The sequence below is a fragment of the Mycolicibacterium sp. MU0053 genome (genome assembly GCF_963378095.1).
Lineage (GTDB): Bacteria > Actinomycetota > Actinomycetes > Mycobacteriales > Mycobacteriaceae > Mycobacterium > Mycobacterium burgundiense.
The window spans coordinates 5,074,048-5,092,914 of the sequence record NZ_OY726397.1; the positions used below are offsets into that span (position 1 = coordinate 5,074,048).

At 66.8% G+C, this 18,867-nt stretch carries 3 protein-coding genes; all 3 read right to left on the minus strand.

The window, feature by feature from the left end; translation table 11 throughout:
• Positions 1-70: 70 nt before the first annotated feature.
• From RCP80_RS24145 to RCP80_RS24155, 3 genes are read right to left on the minus strand one after another with little or no spacing between them, the layout of a single operon-like run.
• Positions 71-7,762, minus strand: a complete 7,692-nt coding sequence (locus tag RCP80_RS24145) for a non-ribosomal peptide synthetase (protein WP_308480093.1) — start codon at positions 7,760-7,762, stop codon at positions 71-73.
• Positions 7,759-18,069, minus strand: coding sequence for a non-ribosomal peptide synthetase (locus RCP80_RS24150; protein WP_308480094.1), 10,311 nt, complete (start codon positions 18,067-18,069; stop codon positions 7,759-7,761). Before RCP80_RS24150 ends, RCP80_RS24145 begins: the two co-directional genes overlap by 4 nt.
• Positions 18,070-18,099: 30 nt before the next feature.
• Positions 18,100-18,324, minus strand: coding sequence for an MbtH family protein (locus tag RCP80_RS24155; RefSeq protein ID WP_308480095.1), 225 nt, complete (start codon positions 18,322-18,324; stop codon positions 18,100-18,102).
• Positions 18,325-18,867: the final 543 nt, after the last annotated feature.

Sequence of the window (18,867 nt, forward strand, 5' to 3'; positions counted from 1 at the left end):
GCTGAAGCCGAACTGCGCGGTCGACGTCGTTGCGATGCACGTCGACCTTCGATTTCGATTCCAACTCGCTCTACAGCAATCCGAGCAACTGCAGGTCGGTCACGTACTTGACGATGTGACGGGCGGATACCTGTGGAACATCGTGGTCGGCACCGATTTTCGCCTCCTGCACCGCCGCTTGGAAACGGTCTGCCGGCGCGTAGGAGCCCAGTGTCGGCTCTGGGGCCTGCAGATCCCCGGCATGCTCCTTGAGCATGGTCAGCATCTGCAGCACCGAATTCTGCCGCTGCCGCTCCGGTAGCGCCTGCAGGCCGGTTTCAAACCGCTGCAACCACTCGCCGAAGTCACTGATCCGCTCGATCGGATAGCCGGCCTCGATGAGCCAGTCGACGTAGGTGTCGATCCCGATGCCGTCATCGTGGGGGTTCATCACGTGATAGGTCTCGAAGACCTCCGCCGAAGTCGGGGCCGAGCGCGCGATCTGCCAACCCAGCTTGGTGATCGCCTCCGCGACGAAATCGACAGGCAGTCCGTCGAAGTGCGCCCGCTGACGCTGGCCGTCGGCGCCGAGTTGGTAGAACGACTCGGGTGCGACCCCGGCGGCGACGATGCTCAACACCATCCGGGAAACCGTGTCCGCCACGTTCAGCTGTCCCGCGTAGGTCGGGTCGACCATGATCATGCCGGACCGGAAGACCGCCACCGGCAGCCCGCAGTGGTCATGGGTCTCCCGCAGCAGGACCTCGCCGGCCCACTTGCTGTTGCCGTAGCCGTTGGCGTAGGTGGCATCCACGGCGCGGGTCGCGCTGATCTCGCGGATGTCGGCGTCCTCGATGAATGCCGACGGCTCCACCTGCCGACCCACATCGGAGGTCGAGACGAAGTTGTAGGGCTTGAGCTTGGTGGTCAGCGCAAACCGAATCAGCTCCGCCGTCCCGACGACATTGGGCCCGAACAACTCGCTATAGGGCAACACGCTGTTGACGAACGCGGCGGAGTCGACGATCAGGTCGACGCTGCCGGCCAGCTGCTGCCAAGTCTCGTCGTCCAAGCCCAGGTTCGGCTCGCCCTTGTCCCCGGCGACGACCCGCAACCGCCCGGCCGCCAACTCCTGGAAATGCCTGCGCAGGATCGGGTCGGTGTCGAACGTCGCCTCGAGCCGCCGGCGCGCGTCGTCGTCGGACTTGCCGCGGACCAGACAGATCACGGAGTCATCGACACGACGCAGCTTCCGCAACCATTCCAGCAGCAGATAACGGCCGAGGAATCCGGTGGCACCGGTCAGCAACACCGTCTGCACGTGCCCGTTCGGGCGAGGCAGGGTCGTCGCGGTCCGCAGCGTCGCGGCGTCGATGAACTTGTCCAGTGTCAGGTCTCCGGCGTGGACCTCGGTGACTCCGCTGCCGTGCACGGACGCGAAGCTGAGTCCGTCCGGACGGGAGCCCCTGCCCGAATCGGCCTCGAGGTCCAGCTGGAGGCTGAGGCTTCGCACTGCGGGGCTCTCGAACAATGCGCGCACGGAAAGGTTCGCATCGAGGGCGGTGTTGATCGCGGCGATCGCCCGCATCGCGGAGATCGAGTCGCCGCCCAGGTCGAAGAACGAGTCGTCGACTCCGACCCGTTCCACGCCCAGCACCTGCGCATAAATTCCGGCGATGGTCGCCTCGACCGCGGTTTCCGGAGCCCGGTAACGATCGGCGCTGCGGTACTCGGGCGCCGGCAGTGCCCGCCGGTCGAGCTTGCCGTTGACCGTCAACGGCAGGGTCTCCAGTGGCACAACGGCGGCGGGCACCATGTACGACGGGAGCCGGTCACCCAGCGCGGTGCGCACTTCGCCCGGATCCGCGGAGCCGGTGATGTACCCGATGAGCCGCTTGTCGCCGGGCCGGTCCTCGCGGGCGATCACCACTGCCTGCTCGACGCCGTCCAATTCGGCCAGCGCGGCCTGGATTTCACCGAGTTCGATCCGGTAGCCCCGAATCTTGACCTGCTCGTCGGCGCGACCCAGATACTGCAGTTGACCGTCGGGTCCCCACCGCACCAGGTCGCCGGTCCGGTACATCCGTTGCCCTGGCGCGCTGGCGAACGGGCACGCCACGAACCGCTCAGCGGTCAACCCGTACCGGCGAACGTATCCGACGCCGACACCCCGTCCGGCGAGATAGAGCTCGCCGACCACACCGGCGGGCACCGGCCGCAGCCAATCGTCGAGGACGAAGGTCGCCCCACGAGGTACCGGCGATCCAATCGGGACGACGCCCGAACCCGCCTTAAGGGGCGCGCTCATCGCGGCGTAGATGGTGGCCTCGGTCGGACCGTAGGCGTTGATCATCACCCGTCCCGGCGCCCAGCGGTCCATCACCTCGGTCGGGCACGCTTCACCCGCGACCACCAGCGTGGTGTTCTCCAAGCCCTCCGGCGCCAACATGCCGACCGCGGACGGAGTTTGGTACAGCACGCTGACCTGCTCGGCGACCAGCAGCTCGTGCAGATCGGTCGGCGAGCCCGCAATGGCTTCCGGCACGATCACCAGCCGGGCGCCGTGCAGCAGCGCACCCCAGACCTCCCACACCGACACGTCGAATACCAGCGAATGCCATTGCGACCAGACCTGTCCCGGCCCCGCCGGCAGATCTGCGTGCAAGGCGGTCAGGGTTTCGGTGACGTTGCCGTGCGTGACGGCGACGCCCTTCGGAACCCCGGTGGTTCCGGAGGTGTAGATCAGGTATGCGATGTCGTCCGGGGCCGGCATCAGCAACGCGGTGCGGGGATACAGGGCCGTCGGAACGGGGTCGTCGACCTCGATGACGGGCAGGTCGACTCCGTCGAGTCGCGACCGTAGGTCGGCGGTGGTGAGCGCGGCGACCGGCCCGGCGTCGGCGAGCATGAATTCCAGCCGCGATGCCGGCACCGTGGGGTCGATGGGTAGATAGGCCGCACCGGTCTTGAGGACCGCCAGGATTGCGACAATCGCATCGGCGGAACGCGGAATCAGCAGCGCCACCGACTCTCCCGGACCCGCGCCATAGACCGCGAGCAAATTCGCCAATTGCGCGGCGGCATCGTCGAGTTCACCGTAGGTCATGTCCTGACCCTCGAACGTCAACGCCACCGCGCCGGGCGCCGACGCGACCTGGCGCGCGAAGACCTCCGGGATCGACAGCGTGGCGGTCGCCGGTTCGGCCAGGATCGCACGGTTGCCCCACTGCGCGAGGCGGTTGTGTTCCCCGTCGTCGAGCACGTCCAGCGCCGACAGTCGCCGGTCGGGGTCGGCGGTCATTTCGCCCAGCACCCGCTGGAAACGTTCGACCAAGGCCTCGATGGTGGCCGTGTCGAACGCGTCGGTGTCGTATTCGACGCGCAGACCCAACTCGTGGCCCGGCAGCGCCATCACCGAAAGCGGATAGTGGTTGTACTCGCGGTTGGTGAAATCGGTGATCGCCAATTCCTGCACGCCCATGAACGCGCTGGTGTCGATCGGATAGCTCTCATACAGGAACAGGGTGTCGAACAGCTGATCGTGCCCGGTGAGGTGGTGAATGTCGTTCAGCGCCAGGTGTTCATGCTCGAGCGTGTCGTTGTGGGCGTGCTGCAGTTGCCCCAGCAGATCGGCGACCGTGGTGCTCGCGGTGCTGCGCGCGCGCACCGGCACGGTGTTGATCAAAAGGCCCACAATGGCATCAGAACCGGGCATGTCTGCGGGTCGCCCCGACACCGCGGTGCCGAAGGCCACATCGCGTTGTCCGGTCAGGGTCATCAACAACTGCGCCCAGGCGGCCTGCAGCACGGTGTTGATCGTGGTGCGCTGCGAGCGCGCCAGCTCCCCGAGTGCGCGCGTGGCCTCGCCGGACAACCGGTAGGACTCGATCCCGCGTGGTCCCGCGGTCCCTGGGGGCGCGACCAGCGTGGGGGTCTCGAATCCAGCCAGCGCCGCACGCCACGCCGTTTCCGCCGCGTCCCGGTCCTGACGCGCCAGCCAACTGACGAAGTTGCGGTACGACGACGGGGCGGGCAACCGCTGCCCGAAATAGCTCGCGAAGATCTCGCGCAACAGGATCGGCAGCGACCAGCCGTCGATCACGATGTGGTGGAAGGTCAGGACGAACCGATGCTGATTTCCGGAGGTGCGGATCAGCGCGGCGCGGAACGTCGGCCGGTCCATGAGGTCGCAGACCGCGGCCCGCTCGGCGGCGCACAGTTGCTGGATTTCCTCATCGGGTTTGAGGTCGTCGCCACGCAGATCGAGATACCGCCACGCCATCATCGGCTGGGCCGGGATCACCTGCACCGGTTCGCCGAATTGATCGCTGAAGCGGGCCGCGAGGTTTGGGTGACGGTTGACGACCGTGTGCAGCGCATCGCGGAGCCGGTGCTGGTCGACCACGCCGCTCACGGTGATGTCCAACTGCACCGCGTACACGTCGTTGTCGGTGCCGCGGGCGAATGTCGAATGGAACAGCAGACCCTGCTGCACCGGGGTCAGTGGCAGCACGTCGGCAACTTGGAATTGCTCGGTCAACTCGTCGATCTGAACCTGGCTGAGCCGCGCCGGTAGCAGGTCGGACGGGGTGAGGCCGCCGCCGCCGCCGCGTACGTGGGCGCAGATCCCGGACAGCGCTTCGAACCACAGTCGGCTCAGCGTGTCGATCTGCTGCTGGTCGATGACCGACGGCGCCCAGGTCCAACCGGCCTGCAGCAGGGGTCCCTGGTCGGTGTCCATGGTCCCGGCATTGAGATCCACGGTGTGCATCAACGGCATCGGCACCGCCGAGGCAGCGCCGGTCGCCGAGAGCGCTTCCTGATCGATGCGCCACAGGTCCTCGGAGAGGTCGGCCGCGCCGGCGCCCAGCCGACCCAGGTAGTTGAAGCCGATGGTGGGATCGGTTTCGGACAACTCGACGTCCGCGTTCAAATATCGCAGTAGCCCATAGGTCAAGCCGTCGGGCAGGGCCCGCAGCTGTTCCTTGACGTCCTTGATGACCGCGCCCAGGGCCGCATCGCCGCTGCTGACCTGCTCCCACGACAACCGGTCCGGGGCCAACGCGACCGGGTACTTGGTGGTGAACCATCCGACGGTCCGGGACAGGTCGACGTCGCCGAGCAGTTCCTCGGCGCGGCCGTGTCCCTCGACGTCGACACCGATTGTCGTGTCGCCGCCGAGGAACTCGTTCCACGCCAAGCCGAACGCGATGAGCAAGATGTCCTGTACCCCGGCGTTGAACGCCGCCGGTACCTCACCGAGCAACTGACGGGTGGTCTCGACGTCCAGCGATACGGTCAGCTGGCCGGCGGTGGCGTAGGTGTCGACCTCGGGTGCCGGCGCCGGCAACACCGCAGGCGTGGCGGCCACCTCCTGCCAGATCTCGGCGGTCTCCGAAACCGCGGGGTCGCCGGCATAGTCGGCCAGTAGCGCAGACCAACGCGCGAAAGAGATTCCGCCCGTCGGCAGCGCGATTGGTTGTTGGCTGTGGTGCTGGGCCCAGGCGAGGTTCAAGTCCTCCAGCAGGATTCGCCAGGACACGCCGTCGACGGCCAGGTGATGGATCATCAACGCCAACTGCCGCGACTCGGGCACCCAAACGGCGCTGAGCATCCTGCCTGCTGCGGGATCCAGTCGCGTCCGCGCTGCCACGACTGCATCGTCGTCCAACGAGGCGACGCTGGTTACACAGTCACGTGCCTGCACCGCACCGACTTCGGGCACCAGCAACGACCAGTCTGCGCCGCTGTCCTGCTCCTCGACCCGCAACCGCAAGGTGGCGTGCCGATCCAGCAGGGCCTGCAGTACGACGTGCACGTCGGCCTCGGTCACCCCAGCTGGGGCCTTCAGCACCAACGTCTGGTTGAACTGATCGACCGGGCCATCCACGCTTTGCAACCAGTGCATGATCGGGGTGGCCGAAACCGGGCCGGTTCCCTCGTCGACCTCGTCGGACTGACCCGCGGCGAACGATGCGACCTGAGCGACTCGGGCCACGGTCTGCTCGACGAACAGATCGCGTGGCCGGCATTGCACACCGGCCGCCCTCGCGCGGGACACCACCTGCATGGACAGGATGCTGTCGCCACCGAGGTCGAAGAACGAATCGTCGACGCCGATTCGCTCGACGCCGAGCACCTGGGCGAAGATGTCGGCCAGGATTTCTTCGAGGGCGGTCGACGGAGCGCGATATTCCGCAGCCGCACTGCGGTATTCGGGGGCCGGCAGCGCGCGTTTGTCCAGCTTTCCGTTGACGGTCAGCGGCAGCGTCTCCAGCACCACGACTGCGGCCGGGACCATGTAGGCCGGCAGGGTCGCGGCCAGGGCGGTGCGGGCCTGGGCCGGGTCAGCGGTACCGGTGATGTAGCCGACCAGCCGCTTGTCGCCGGGACGATCCTCGCGGGCGATCACGACCGCCTGCTCGACGCCGTCCTGGCGGGCCAACACCGCCTGCACTTCGCCGGGTTCGATGCGGTAACCGCGGATCTTGACCTGCTCGTCGGCGCGGCCCAGATAGTGCAACTGTCCGTCGTCGCCCCAGCGCACCAGGTCTCCGGTGCGGTACATCCGTGCACCAGGCCCGCCGAACGGGCACGCCAGGAACCGCGATGCCGTCAACCCGGACCGACGCGCATATCCCGGTGCCACGCCGGTACCTGCGACATACAGCTCGCCGACGACGCCCTCGGGTGCCGGCCGTAGGAACTTGTCGAGCACGAACAGCGCCGCGCCGGGTACCGGCGAGCCGATGGGGGCCACCCCGGCGCCTGGTCGCAGCGGCGCACTCATGGCCGCGTAGATGGTGGCCTCGGTAGGACCGTAGGCGTTGATCATCACGCGCCCATCGGTGGCCCAGCGATCCACCAACTCGGTGGGGCAGGCCTCACCAGCGACCACCAGCGTGGTCGATTCGAGCCCCTCGGGGGACAACATGCCCGCCGCCGAGGGAGTTTGGCACAGCACACTCACCTTTTCGGTGATCAACAGGTTGTGCAGGTCCTCGGGAGACGTGGCGACCGCCTCCGGCACGATCACCAGACGGCCGCCGTGCAGCAGCGCACCCCAGATCTCCCACACCGACACGTCGAACACCAGCGAATGCCATTGCGACCACACCTGCCCCGGTCGGGCGGGCAGGTCGGCGTGCAGAGCGTCGACCAGCTGTGCCACGTTGTGATGGGTGACCGCAACCGCTTTCGGAATCCCGGTCGTGCCCGACGTGTAGGTCATGTACGCCAGGTCATCCGGCGCGGGCGCCGGTAGCGCGGCGCTGGACTGACTGTGCACTGCGGGGTCGTCGACTTCCAGGACCGGTAGGTCGGATCCTTCGAAGCGGGCCCGCAGGTCCGCGGAGGTCAGCGCCACCACCGGGGTGGCGTCTGAAACCATGAAGTCGATCCGCGAATCGGGGTGCGCGGGGTCGATCGGCAGGTACGCCGCCCCGGTCTTCAACACGGCCAGGATGGCCAAAATCGCTTCGGCGGAGCGGGGAATCAGCAGCGCGACGGTTTCACCCGGGCGCGCGCCCTTGCTTGCCAACAGGTGGGCCAACCGATTGGCCGTGTCGTCCAAATGTCGGTAGCTCCACTGGCGGTCCCCGCACACCAGTGCGACCGTGTCCGGCGCGCGGTTCACCTGCGTGGTGAAGAGCTCCGGAATCGAAACCGGGGTGGGGCCGGGCTCGGTCAGCACCGCGCGGTTGCCCCACTCGTCGAGCAGATCGTGCTCGTCGTCGTCGAGCGCGTCAAACGACAACAGCGTCCGGGTGGAATCCACAGTCATGATTGCTCCCTCGTGTCCGCTGTCATGTTCTCCAGTACCCGTTGGAATCGCTTTACCAACTTCTGGATTCGTGCTGCGCTCAACACGTGGGTGTCGAATTCGACGCGTAGACCCAGTTCATGACCCGGAACCGCCTGCACCGAAAGTGGATAGTGGTTGTACTCGCGGTTGGTGAAATCGGTGATCGCCAACTCGCGGACGCCCAACAAGGCGGCCGCGTCAATCGGGTAGTTCTCGTACACGAACATGGTGTCGAACAACTGATCATGATCCGTTACACGGTGAATTTCGTGCAGCGCCAGGTGCTGGTGGTCCAGGGTGGCCGTATAACCGCTTTGGATCTGGCTCAGCAAGCTGGCGATGGTGGTCTCGGCCGTGATGGTCGCGCGCACCGGCACCGTGTTGATCAACAAGCCCACCATCGACTCCGCCCCCACCAGATCGGTGGGTCGCCCGGAGACCGCGGTGCCGAACGCGACATCGTGCTGACCGGTCAGCCACGTCAGCAGCTGTGCCCAGGCGGCCTGCAACACCGTGCTGACGGTGGTGCGGCAGGACCGCGCCAATTCGCCCAGGGCCTGCGTGATTTCCGCGGACACGGTAAACGACTCCACACCGCGTCGCCCCAGTGCCAACCCCGACGGTCCCACCAAAGTCGGTGTCTCGAATCCGTCGAACACCGCGCGCCACGCTTCGCGGGCGGCATCGTTGTCCTGGTCGGCCAGCCAGGTGACGAACCGGCGGTACGGCACCGGCGCGGGCAGCCGCTCGCCGAAGTAACTGGCGAAGATCTCCTGCAGCAAAATGGGTTTCGACCAGCCGTCGAGCACGATGTGGTGGTTGGTGATCACGAACCGGAACTGATCCGCTGCCGTGCGGATCAACGCGGCTCTGAATACCGGCTGCTCGAGGTCGACGACGGCCGCACGTTCCGCGGCGGACAGCCGCTGGACTTCGTCTTCGACGTTGCCGCCGCCGTTGCCGGTCAGGTCGACGTACTGCCACGCCAGCGCGGGATCGGCCGACAGAATCTGCACGGGCTCGCCGTAGTCTTCGCAGAACCGGGCCACCACGTTCGGGCGTCGCTTGAGCACCGTGTGCACGGCTTCGCGCAGGCGCTGGGGCTCGAGCGGCCCGGCCACCGTGATGTCCAGCTGCACCGCGTACAGATCCTCGCCGCCCTGTGTAGCCACGGTGTGGAACAGCAGACCTTGTTGCAGCGGGGTCAGGGGCAACACATCGGCGACCGACTCGCGCTGCGTCAGCTCGTCGATCTCCTGCTGGCTCAGGCGGGCCGGGGCGAGGTCCGACGGCGTCAGCCCGCCGCCACCGGTGCACACGTGTGCGCAGATACCGGCCAGCGCCTCGAACCACAACCGGCCAACGCGATCGACCTGGTCGCGATCGAGGGCCGACGGCGCCCACGTCCACGTTGCGTGCAGCTGCGGCCCGGCGTCGGTGTCCATGGTGCCGGCGTTGAGTTCCACGGTGTGGCCCAACGGTGTTGGCACGGCCGATCCTGCGGCGGTGACCGCCACCGCGTCCTGGTCGATGCGCCACAGGTCCTCGGAAAGGTCCGCCGTGCCGGCGCCCAGCCGACCCAGGTAGTTGAAGCCGATGGTCGGGTCGGTTCCGGGCAACTCGACGCCCGCGTTCAAATACCGCAGCAGCCCGTAGGTCAAGCCGTCGGGCAGGGCGCGCAGCTGCTCCTTGACGTCCTTGATGACCGCGCCCAGGGCCGCATCGCCGTTGCTGACCTGCTCCCAAGACAGGTCACCGACGGCCAACGCGACCGGGTACTTGCTGGTGAACCATCCGACGGTGCGGGACAGGTCGACGTCGCCGAGCAGTTCTTCGGCGCGGCCGTGCCCCTCGACGTCGACACCGAACGGCGCGTCGCCGATGCCCAGGAATTCCTTCCAGGCCAACCCGAATGCGATCAGCAGAATGTCTTGCACCCCGGCGTGAAACGCCGTCGGCACCGCACCGAGCAGTTGCCTGGTGGTCTCCACATCCAGCGACACCGACAACTGGCCCGCGGTGGCGTAGGTGTCGGCCTCGGGTGCCGGTGCCGGCAGCACCGCCGGTAATGCGGCCATCTCGCGCCAGGTGTCCGCCTTCGCCGCTACCCCGCTGTCGGCGGCGTAGTCGGCCAGCAGCGACGACCAGCGCGCGAATGACGTGCCCCCCGAAGGCAGCTCGATCGGCTGTCCACCGTGATGCTGCGCCCACGCGATGTTGAGGTCTTCCAACAGGATTCGCCACGAGACGGCGTCCACGGCGAGGTGATGGATCAGCAGCGCCAACTGGGAGGTCTCCGGCACCCACAGCGCGCTCAGCATCTGTCCGGTCGTCGGGTTCAGCCGCCGCCGCGCGGCAACCAGCGCGTCCTCCGACAACGCCGCCACCGTCGACAGGCAATCAGGTGCCGAGACCGCGCCCTCGTCAGGCACGGTCAGCGACAAGTCACTCCCGGACGCGCGCAACCGCAGCATGGCGTGGCGATCCAACAGCGCCTGCAGAACCACCAGGACGTCGGGTTCTGTCACCCCGGCGGGAGCACGCACCACGACGGTTTGGTTGAACTGATCCACCGGGCCGTCGAGGCTGTAGAGCCACCGCATGATCGGGGTGGCGACCACCGCACCCGTGCCCCGATCGACGACACCGGTTGCGTTGTCGGCAAAGGCGACCACCTGGGCCAGCCGGGCCACGGTCTGCTCGGCGAAGATGTCCCGCGGCCGACATACCAGTCCGGCCGCCCGCGCTCGGGCCACCACCTGCATCGACGAAATGCTGTCTCCGCCAAGGTCGAAGAACGAATCATCCACTCCGACTCGCTCGACACCGAGGACCTGCGCGTAGATTCCGGCGAGCAGTTCCTCAACCGCGTCGGCCGGCGGACGGTACTGATCCACGTCCTGGAATTCGGGGGCCGGCAGGGCCTGGGTGTCGAGCTTTCCGTTGACCGTCAGCGGCAGTGCCTCCAACACCACCACCGCCGCCGGCACCATGTAGGCCGGGAGTCGCTCGGCCAGCGCTGCCCGCACCTTGACGGGATCGGCACTGCCGGTGATGTACCCGACCAACCGCTTGTCACCGGGACGGTCCTCGCGCGCGATCACGGCAGCCTGCTCGACGCCGTCGAGATCCGCCAGCGCGGAATGCACTTCGCCGAGTTCGATGCGGTAGCCGCGGATCTTGACCTGTTTATCGGCACGACCCACATACCGCAACTGGCCGTCGGCGCCCCAGGACACCAGATCCCCGGTGCGATACATACGTTGTCCCGGCGCTCCTGCGCCGACGAACGGGCAGGCCACGAAACGCGTCGACGTCAGATCCGAGCGGCCGACATAGCCGCTCGCCAGGCCGGACCCGGCTACATACAGTTCGCCGACCACGCCCACCGGCACCTGCCGCAACCAACCGTCGAGAACGAAGAAGGCCAGGTGCTTGAGCGGCACGCCGATGGGGCTGGCGTTGTTCGCGACGTCCTCATCACCGATCTCCCGGAACGAGGCATGCACGGTGGTCTCGGTGATGCCGTACATGTTGATCATGCGCGGCAGTGTTGGATGGCGTTGCAGCCAGCCGGATAGCTGTTGTGGCTCAAGGGCTTCGCCGCCGAACACCACGGTCTGCAGCGCCAGCTGCTGGCCCAGCTCGGGCTGCAGCGCGTCGGCTGTCTGGAGGGCGTAGAACGCCGAGGGTGTCTGGCTCAGCAAGCCGACCTTCTCGGTGACCAGCAGGGCGTGCAGGTCCTCGGGGGAACGAACGACGGAGTCCGGCACCACGAGCAGGCGCCCGCCGTAGAGCAGTGCGCCCCAGATTTCCCAGACCGAGTAGTCGAAGGCCAGTGAATGACACTGCGTCCACACCAGTTCGGCAGAGAGCTCCGAATCCAGCGCTTCCAGCAATTGGGTGACGTTTCGGTGTGTGACCGCGACGCCCTTGGGGGTGCCGGTGGTTCCCGAGGTGTAGATGATGTAGGCGATGTTGTCCGGGGCCGGGATGGGCAGCGCAGTGCTGGGCTGTGTGTCGATTGCCGAGTCGTCGATGGTGACGATCGCCATCTGTGGCACATCGGAGGTCACCAGTCGCGCCCGTAGGTCCGCCGTGGTGATCGCCGCCACCGGAGCCGCATCCGAGAGCATGAACTCGACGCGGGTGTCGGGATGGGCGGGGTCGATCGGCAGATACGCCGCGCCGGTCTTGAGCACCGCCAGGATCGCCGTGATCGCATCCGCGGTGCGGGGCAGCAACAACGCCACCCGCTGGCCCGGCCCGGCGCCTTGGCTGGTCAGCAGATTCGCCAGTCGGTTGGCCGCCTCGTCGAGTTCGCGGTAGGTCAGCGACCGACCCTCGAAGGTCAGCGCGACCGCGTCGGGAGCACGCATTACCTGCTGGTCGAACAACGCCGGGATGGCGACCGCAGTGGTGTCCGGGCGGGTGAGGACCTCGCGGTTGCCCCACTCGTCCAGGCGTCGGTGCTCGGCGTCGTCGAGCAGGTCGATCGCGGACATCCGCCGCGTGGGGTCGGCGGCCATGGCGGCCAGCACGTGCTGGAGCCGATTGATCAGGGTTTCGACGGCGTCGGCATCGAAGATCTCGGTGTCGAACTCGACGCGCAGCCCCAGCCGTTGCCCGGGCATGGCCACCACCGACAGCGGGTAGTGGTTGTACTCGCGGCTGGTGAATTCGGTGATCGCCAACTCCTGCACGCCCAGGAGTGCGTCGGCGTCGATCGGGTAGTTCTCGTAGACGAACAGTGTGTCGAAGAGGCGATCCTGGCCGGTGAGGCGATGGATTTCGTTGAGCGCCAAGTGGTCGTGCTCGACAGTGTCGTTATGGGCGTGTTGCAGCTGGTCCAGCAGGTCGGCGACGGTGGTCGTCGCCGTGATGTTCGCGCGTACCGGCACGGTGTTGATCAACAGACCGACCATCGATTCCGCGCCCGGCAGGTCCGCGGGTCGCCCGGACACCGCGGTTCCGAAGGCCACGTCGTGCTGACCGGTCAACCAGGTCAACATCTGTGCCCACGCGGCTTGCAGCACCGTGTTGACGGTGGTGCGCTGCGCGCGGGCCAGTTCGGTGAGAGCCCGGGAGATGTCCTCAGGCACGTGGTAAGACTCCACCCCGCGTAGTCCGGACTGCGCCGGTGGCGCGACCAGCGTGGGCGTCTCGAAGCCTTCGAAGACCTTGCGCCAGGCCGCTTTGGCTGCCTCGGCGTCTTGGGCGGCCAACCAGGTCACGAAGCCGCGGTAGGGCGCGGCGGCCGGAAGCCGCTGCCCGTAGTAACCCGCGAAGATGTCCTGCAACAGGATCGGCAGCGACCATCCGTCGATCACGATGTGGTGGATGGTCAGTACCAGCCGGTGCCGGTTGCCCGCGGTGCGGATCAGCGCCGCGCGGAACACCGGCTCGTCGTTGAGCTTGCAGACCGCGGTACGTTCGGCGGCGCAGAACTGCTCGACCTCGTCGTCGGCTGCCGTCAATTCGACGTACTGCCAGGCTATCTCCGGCTTCGCCGGGATGATCTGCACCGGCTCACCAAAGTCTTCGCAGAACCGTGCGGCCAGGTTCGGATGACGGGCGATCACGGCATGCACCGCCTCGCGCAGCCGGTTCGGCTCCAGCGCACCTGTCATGGTGATGCCCAATTGCACCGCATAGATGTCGCTGTCGGTGGCCCCGCCCGGGCCGTCGGCGCCTGCCGTCGCCTCGACGAAGCTGGACTGGAAAAGCAGGCCCTGCTGCAGCGGGGTCAGCGGCAGTACATCGGCGATCTCGGAGCGCCGCGTCAGTTCGTCGATCTGCTGCTGGCTCAGCTGAACCGGGGCAAGGTCCGACGGTGTCAAACCGCCGCCGCCCGAGCGCACGTGCGCACAGATGCCGGCCAGCGCTTCGAACCACAACCGACTCAGTGTGCTGATCTGATCGCGGTTCAGCGCTGAGGGCGCCCAGGTCCAGGCGGCCTGCAGGAGCGGTCCGGCGTCGCTGTCCATGGTCCCGGCGTTGAGTTCCACGGTGTGCGCCAACGGCATCGGTACCGCCGAGGCGATATCCGTCAGCGCCAGGCTGTCCTGGCTGATCCGCCACAGTTCCTCAGAGAGCTCGGTGGCTCCGGCCCCCAGCCGGCCCAGGTAGTTGAAGCCGATGGTCGGCTCCGCCCCGGCCAACTCGACGTCGGGGTTCAAGTAACGCAGCAGGCCGTAGCTCAGGCCGTCGGGCAGGGCCCGCAGTTGCTCCTTGGCCGCCTTGATGACGGTACCGAGGGCGGGCGCACCGGTGCGCACCTGCGCTTCCCAGTCGAGTCGGTCCACGCTCAAGGCGACGGGGTACTTGGTGGTGAACCAACCCACGGTGCGGGACAGGTCGATGTTGTTGCCGAGTTCCTCGGCGCGCCCGTGGCCCTCGACATCGACGCCGATCGGGCCCGCGGTGCCCAGGAACTCGGTCCAGGCCAGCCCGAATGCGATCAGCAGGATGTCTTGAACCCCGGCGTGAAACGCGGTGGGAGCCGCACCGAGCACCTGCCGGGTGGTGTCGGCGTCCAGGGACACCGAGAGCCGACCGGCGTTGGCGTAGGTGTCGGCCGTCGGCTGCACCGCGGGCAGCACCGGCGGTGTCTGCAATACCTTTCGCCACGCGTCTGCTTGCCCGGCCACCTCGGCGGTACGGGCGTGTTCGGCCAACAGCGCCGACCAGCCGGCGAACGACGTCCCGCCCGTCGGCAACGCGATCGGCTGACCGGTGTGATGCTGCGCCCAGGCAATGTTCATGTCTTCCAACAGAATTCGCCAGGACACCCCGTCCACAGCCAGGTGGTGAATGATCAGTGCCAGTTGTCCGGTGTCGGGCACCCAGAGGGCGCTGAGCATCTTTCCGGCAGCCGGATCCAGCCGCGCTCTCGCGGCCACCAACGCCTCTTCGGACAACGTCTCCACGCTGACCAGGCAAGCGCGGGCCGGTACGGCGCCGGCCTCGGGCACCAGCAGCGACCATCCGTCGGCGGCATCGCGCTCCTCGGCGCGCAGCCGCAGCGTGGCGTGCCGGTCCAGCACTGCCTGCAGAACGACGAGCACATCGGTCTCGCCGACCCCGCCCGGAGCCTGTATCACCAGGGCTTGATTGAACTGGTCGGTCGCCCCGGTGTTTTCGCGCAACCAGTGCATGATCGGCGTGGCGACCACGGCGCCGATACCCTCGTCGACCTCGGCGGCCTCACCGGAGACGACCTCGACCACGGTGGCCAACCGGGCCACCGTCTGCTCGACGAAGACGTCGCGCGGTCGGCACAACACCCCGGCTGCCCGCGCCCGCGCCACCACCTGCATCGACAGGATGCTGTCGCCGCCGAGATCGAAGAACGAGTCGTCGACACCGACCCGCTCCACGCCCAGAACCTGGGCGTAGATGCCGGCCAGGACTTCTTCCACCGCCGAGGCCGGGGCGCGATAGTCGCGACCGGCACCGATGTACTCCGGCGCCGGCAGGGCGCGGGTGTCCAGTTTGTTGTTGGGGGTCAACGGCAATGCTTCCAGCACCACCACGGCCGCGGGCACCATGTACGGCGGCAGCCGGTCCGCCAGTTGGGCGCGAACCTCGGCGGGGTCAGCGGTTCCGGTGATATAGCCGACCAGACGCTTGTCCCCGGGCCGATCCTCACGTGCGATCACGGCGGCGGTGGCGACACCGTCGAGCGCGGACAACGCGGCGTGCACTTCACCCAATTCGATGCGGTAGCCGCGGATCTTGACCTGCTCATCAGCGCGGCCCAGATACTGCAGTTGGCCGTCGTCGCCCCAGCGCACCAGGTCTCCGGTGCGGTACATACGTTGCCCTGGCGCTCCCGCGCCGACGAACGGGCACGCGACGAATCGCGACGCCGTCAGGTCGGATCTGCTGATGTAGCCCGGTGCCACACCGTCACCGGCGACGTAAAGTTCACCGACCACTCCCGCAGGCACCGGTTGCATCCAGGTGTCCAGGACGTACAGCGCCGCCCCGGGTACCGGCGAGCCGATGGGCACAACCCCTGATCCGGCCTGCAACGGTGCGCTGATCGCGACGCACATGGTGGTCTCGGTCGGGCCGTAGGCGTTGATCATCACGCGTCCGGGTGCCCACCGATCGACCACCGCAGCGGGGCAGGCCTCACCGACGACCGCCAACGCGGTTGACTCCAGCCCCTCGACCGGGAGCATCGCCACCGCCGACGGAGTCTGGGTCAGGACGTTGACACCCTGCTCCACCAGCACCCGGTGGAAGTCCTCGGGCGAGCCCGCCACGGATTCGGGCACCACCACCAGGCGGCCGCCGCGCAGCAGGGCGCCCCAGATCTCCCAGACCGACACGTCGAAAGCCAGGGAGTGGCACAGCGGCCACACCCCGGGGTTGGGCAGGCCGGCATCCAGTGACGTCATCAGCTGGGTGACGTTGTGATGGGTAACCGCAACGCCTTTGGGGGCACCGGTGGTGCCCGAGGTGTAAATGATGTAGGCGATGTCGTCGGGGCGCGGGCCGGGCAAGGGCGAGCTGGGCTGGGCATCCGCCGCGGGGTCGGCGACGTCGACGACGGTGATGTCGTAGCCGTCCAACCTTGCTCGCAACTCGGCGGTGGTGATCGCCGCGATCGGCTTCGCGTCGGAAAGGATGTATTCAATTCGGGAGGCCGGCACCGCCGGATCGATCGGCAGATACGCCGCACCGGTCTTGAGCACTGCCAGAATCGCAACCACGGCGTCGGCCGAGCGCTCCGTCACCAAGGCGACCCGCTCGCCCGGCCCCACGCCGCCGGCCGCGAGGACGTGCGCCAAGCGGTTGGCGGCCGCATCGAGTTCGCGGTAGGTCAGCGCGCGGCCCTCGAAGGTCAACGCGACCGTATCCGGAGCCTCGGCGACTCGCCTCGCGAAAAATTCGGTGATCGCGATCGTGTCCGCGTCGGGGGCCAGGGCGTCCTGGTTGCCAAAGCTTTCCAGTTCAGCGCGCTCATCGCCCGCGAGCAGATCCAGTGACGACAATCGTCGGTCCGGATCGGCAGCCATCGCCGTGATGACACGTTGAATGTGGTCGGCCAATTCGGCCACCTCGAAGTTCGCGAACGGTTCCCCCGCGCCCGCGGTACTCAGAAACAGCTCGTCACCGGCGCCGAGGAAAAAGAGTCCGAAACTGCTCGTGGGGCCGTGGTTGGTGTACGACACCGATATCGGGGCGCCGGCGAGGTCCGCGGTGAGCCTGGACGGAATGAAGTTGACGGCCACCCGGTTCGAGGCTTGCCGCGGACCGCCGACAGTTCCGTCCGCCCCCAGGGCGTGCACTGGAAACCGCTGATGTTTCAGAAGTTCCCGGATACGCACATCGACATGTCGACAGAATTCGCCCACGGTCATCTCCGGCGGAGCGCTCAGCACCAGAGGCACCACGCCGGCCAGCATGGCGGGAAGCGTCTTCGACTCGGCCTGCACTCGCCGGCTGACCGGGAAATCGAGTGCCACCTCCGAACCGTTCGCGGACCACGACCGTGCCAACAGCGCGCACGCCGCGGTGGTCACCGTGTACCGACGGATGCGCAGGCTCTTGGAGAGTTCCTTGATATCGCCCACGACCGCCGGATCGATGGGAACCGACGCGGAGGGCGCGTACGCGTCGCGCCCGTCAGCCCCTGAAGATTGCGGCTGATCGAGTCCGGCATCCGGCGGCGGGTTGCTTTGCCAGTACGCCAGATCGTCCTGGAAATCGGTCGACTCCTCGTACTGAGTCTCGCAATCGACAAGGTCTTGCAACGATCCGAAATAGGCGGGCGGAACCGTTTCACCTTTAGCCAATGCCGTATAAATTGTCGCAATACGTCGGCTCACCAGCGCCATTCCCAAGCCGTCGACTGAGATGTGATGTCCCAATCCGAACAACCAGAATTCATTTTCCTGCGTGCGGAATAGCGCAAACTTCACGAGCTTGCCGGTGAGCGGCAATGGGGTGTGCTGAATTGATGACGCTAATTCGCGAACTTCCCGTTCCGGGTCGCCCGCGTCTCGGACATCAAATAAAGGCAGCTCCAGGTCGGAGTAATCGAGGGCCCGCTGGAACACCTGGCCGTCCACTTCAAAGAACGACGCCCGCGCCGGCTCGGCCTCTTGCAGAGCCTGCCGAACAGCCCGCTCCATGAGGTCATGCCTGACGGCGCCGTCAATTCGACCCAGCAGGCCCAGCTGCCATTCGGTGCCGGCGAGGCCGCTTTCCTGCGAAAGCCAAATGTCCAACTGGCCGCGCGACAGCGGTAGCGCCCCGAGGTCAGGTTCCATTATTCAAATTCCCCACCAAAAGAATTGGCCCTAAAGAACCCCACCCTGCGCCAATCTCTGACGCAGGCTCTTCGGCCGTATATCGGTCCAATTTTGTTCGATGTACTCTAAACAGGCAGCGCGACTCGCTTCGCCATAAACCACCTCCCAGCCGGCTGGCACGTCGGCAAAATTCGGCCATAAGCTGTGCTGCTCTTCGTCATTGATCAAGACGTAGAAGCTGCCATTGTCGTCATCGAACGGGTTGATGCTCACTTTTCTCCATACTGCTTAGCGGACATCAGACGTACCCCAACATACGGGAGGTCTCAGGATAGCGCCTGAGATATTCGCGAAGTTTCCGGGGGTAGGCTGGCTTATTGAATTCAGTTAGCCCGCTTATACACTTAGCTGTAAAGCGACTTTCAGACACTTTAACGAGGTTGTGGCGCCTGTTGCGCAGGGCCCGGATATTGCGAGTTTTGCCAGATTGTGAGAGTCATGTGGGTTGGGCCCCGTCCGCCCCCTGCGACACCGGCCCCGGATTCGTGGTGCGAACCCGTCCAGCTCGGCTTTTCGCAGGTCCGGCGCATCTTCGCTGAGCACGCCGTGCCGCGGCCGATTCCACCGGAGAGCCACGACCGACAGCGCCGACGGTGCCCGATCGGCTACTCCCACCGGGGCCGGGTCGAGCCTCGGAGCAGGCCGTCGCCGCCCGCGCGCGAACTGGGCAAAGACGCGCCAGATCAAGCCGGTCGGTGCCGCGAAATGCCAAAGATTCCACCTGATCGTTGCCCGTTCACCACAGTCGTGGAGTAA

What these genes read in the sequence shown, in the direction of transcription:
- RCP80_RS24145 (WP_308480093.1), bottom strand. Translation starts at nt 7,762, where the DNA reads ATGACTGTGGATTCCACCCGGACGCTGTTGTCGTTTGACGCGCTCGAC.
- RCP80_RS24150 (WP_308480094.1), bottom strand. Translation starts at nt 18,069, where the DNA reads ATGGAACCTGACCTCGGGGCGCTACCGCTGTCGCGCGGCCAGTTGGAC.